2 protein-coding genes and 1 pseudogene are annotated in these 2,778 nt (G+C 65.6%); 2 read left to right on the plus strand and 1 reads right to left on the minus strand.

The annotated features are described in order from the left end of the window. Positions 1-12: 12 nt before the first annotated feature. A complete protein-coding gene (locus EOA28_RS31620) occupies positions 13-867 on the minus strand; it encodes a LysR substrate-binding domain-containing protein (RefSeq protein WP_127253867.1) in 855 nt (284 codons plus the stop codon). Positions 868-977: 110 nt separating this feature from the next. Between EOA28_RS31620 and EOA28_RS31625 the strand changes: the two genes are divergently transcribed. Together EOA28_RS31625 and EOA28_RS31630 are read left to right on the plus strand one after the other, a co-directional pair. Beyond that, positions 978-1,379, plus strand: coding sequence for a 4-oxalocrotonate tautomerase family protein (locus tag EOA28_RS31625; RefSeq protein WP_127253866.1), 402 nt, complete (start codon positions 978-980; stop codon positions 1,377-1,379). A 305-nt stretch (positions 1,380-1,684) separates the two neighbouring features. Continuing rightward, positions 1,685-2,749, plus strand: a pseudogene (locus EOA28_RS31630) (2-acyl-glycerophospho-ethanolamine acyltransferase); the annotation flags it as partial. Between the last annotated feature and the right edge of the window lie 29 nt (positions 2,750-2,778).

The following is a 2,778-nucleotide window of genomic DNA, read 5'->3' on the forward strand; positions in this document are numbered from 1 at the left end:
CTTCCTGGCCCATCACCACGGCTGGGCGAGGCCATCGCCCAGCAGCTCCGCCAGATCCCGCGCCGGGCGCGGAGCTTCGCGACCGAGCCGGATGGCGAAGTCGGCCATCGGCAATGGCGGCAGGTCGTGCTCGTATGGCGCCTCCACAATGCCCGAATGGGCAAAGCGCCGGGTGCGCGGCGTCAGCGCGATGCCGGCATCGACCGCGGCGCGCAGGCCGGCAAGGCTGGCGCTGCCGGCGGCGATGCGGTAGCGGCGGCCGGCGGCATCGAGCGCGTTGAGCGCGGCCTCCCTGAAGCCGCAATAGGGATCGAGCAGCGCCAGCGGCACGGCTTCCTGCCGCGTCGCCAGGCCTTTTTCCGAGCAGAGCCACAACATCGGCTCGCTGACCACGGCCGTTTCATCTGGCGTCGGGACATGGCGCATGGAGATTGCGAGGTCGAGCTGGCCGGCCTGCAGCGCCGAACCGAGCTCCAGGGAGCGACCGACACGCAGCTCGATCCGCACACGCGGGTGGCTGGCGGCGAAGGCCCTTAGAAGATCCGGCAGGCCGTGGTCGGCGAAATCCTGCGTCGTGCCGATGGCGATGCGGCCGCCGGCGCGCGCGCCTTTCAGCGCCAACCACGCCTCGGTGTGGACGGCAAGGATGCGGCGCGCATGGCCGACAAGATCCTCGCCGGCCGGTGTCAGGCCGCGTCCCCTGCCCTGCGGGATGAGCAGCGGCTCGCCGACGATCTCCTCCAGCCGCTGCATCTGCGCGGTCACAGCCGACGGCGTGCGGCCAACGGCGGATGCGGCCTTGGCAAGCGAGCCGCCCTCGACGAAAGCGAGGAAGGTCTTCAGCAAGTCGAGATCGAGCATTTCCATACTTCGATGATATCGAATCGTTTCTCAAAAACAATTCGATTTTGTCGAATACATGCCAATGCCATGATCCTCTCATCGAAGGCGCGAGGCGCCCAACCCGAGGAGAGAAAATGCCGATCATCAATATCAGCGTCACCGGCAAGCCCGATGCCAAGCTGTCCGCCGCGATCGCCAAGGACATCACCGAGATTACCGCCAAGGAGTTACGCAAGGACCCGACGATCACCGCGGTCGCGGTCAATTACATCGATCCGCAGCACTGGTTCGCCGGCGGCAGGTCGCTGGTCGAGCATGGCACCAACACGTTCTGGCTGGACATCAAGGTCGTCGACGGCACCAACACCAAGCTCGAGCTCGAAGCCTATCTGAAGGCAATCTTCGAGGCTTTCGGCCGGCTGCTCGTGCATGAGGAGAGTTATGCCTTCGTGCACGAAGTGCCGGCGGCGGCCTATGGCTATGGCGGCAAAACCCAGGAATTCCGCTTCATCAGCGGAAGATTGAAGGCGGCATAGGCGCCGTCTTCCCCTTCTCCCCTTGTGGGAGAAGGTGGATCGGCGCGCAGCGCCGAGACGGATGAGGGGTGTTGGAAGGAACACGGCCTTGAAAAATTCAATGCTTTGAGGAGCTTACTCTCTCGCGCAGCGATCCTTCCAGCACCCCTCATCCGTCCGAGCTTCGCTCGGCCACCTTCTCCCACAAGGGGAGAAGGGGACGCTGTGCTTCAGCCCGCATTGACCTTGCCCGCGCTTCCGCTACCCTCTGCCACCGAAGCGGCCGCTCAAGAGCCGCGCCCTGGAGGAGACTGGGAGAGAGCGGCATGATCCTGACCCTGGCGCTGCTGGCGGGCCTTGTCTTTGCCTGGCTGCTGATCGCCGTGATCGAGCGGTTCCGGCTCGACCTGCGCTTCACCCAGGCGCTGCTCTATGTGCCGTTCAAGCTCGTCTATCGGATCGCCGACAACCGTATTCGCATTGCCCGAAGCGCCAACACGCCAGTCATTTATGTGATCTCGCACCAGTCGCGCATCGAACCGGCGCTGATGCTGTCGCTGCTTCCCGACGACACGCTGCATATACTGGACGAGGCCTCGGCGCGCTCGCCATGGCTGGAGCCGTGGCGCGAGCTTGGCCGCACCATCGCCTTCAACGCCGAGCATGTCTTCGTCAGCCGGCGCCTGGTGCGCGTGCTGAAGGGCAAGGGACGGCTTGCCGTCTACCTGCCAGACAGTGTCGAGCCCGACGTCAAATCCTTCCGGCTGTTTCGCGCCCTCACCCGCATCGCCATGCAGGCCGACGCCCGCATCGTGCCGATCTTCGTTTCCGGAACGCGCGATCTGCCGATGTCGCTGACGCCGAAGGAGAAAGCGCCCAGGCACTGGTTCCCGCGGCTTTCGGTGAGCGTGCTGGAGCCGATGACCATCGCCGAGCTGGTGGCGCGCAACCCCGACATGGCCTCCAACACCAACGCGCTGTTCGATCGTTTCGCCGAGGCGCGGCTCTACGGCACCAATCTCGACCGTGGCCTGTTCCTCGCCATGCGCGACGCCGCCGATCGCGTCGGCCCTTCGCGCCCGATCATCGAGGATGTGATCTCCGGTTCGCTCAGCTACCGCAAGCTGTTCATCGGCGCGCGCGTGCTCGGACGCCGTTTCGAGGCGGTGACGGCGCCCGGCGAAGCGGTCGGCGTGCTCTTGCCCAACGCCAATGGCGTGGTGCTCACCTTTGTCGGCCTGATCTCGGCGGCCAGGGTTGCGGCGATGATCAACTACACCGCCGGCCCGGCAAGCGTGACCGCGGCGATCCGTACCGCCGTCATCCGCACCGTGGTGTCATCCCGCGCCTTCGTCGAAAAGGCCGGCATCGACGACATCATTGCCGCGGTCACGCTTGCCGGGCCGGCGGTGTAGTTGAT

This window comes from Mesorhizobium sp. M2A.F.Ca.ET.067.02.1.1 (assembly GCF_004023285.1).
Classification (GTDB): domain Bacteria; phylum Pseudomonadota; class Alphaproteobacteria; order Rhizobiales; family Rhizobiaceae; genus Mesorhizobium.

Excerpts from the sequence above, each read along its gene's own strand:
- EOA28_RS31620 (WP_127253867.1), bottom strand. The coding sequence starts at position 867 with ATGGAAATGCTCGATCTCGACTTGCTGAAGACCTTCCTCGCTTTCGTC.
- EOA28_RS31625 (WP_127253866.1), top strand. The coding sequence starts at position 978 with ATGCCGATCATCAATATCAGCGTCACCGGCAAGCCCGATGCCAAGCTG.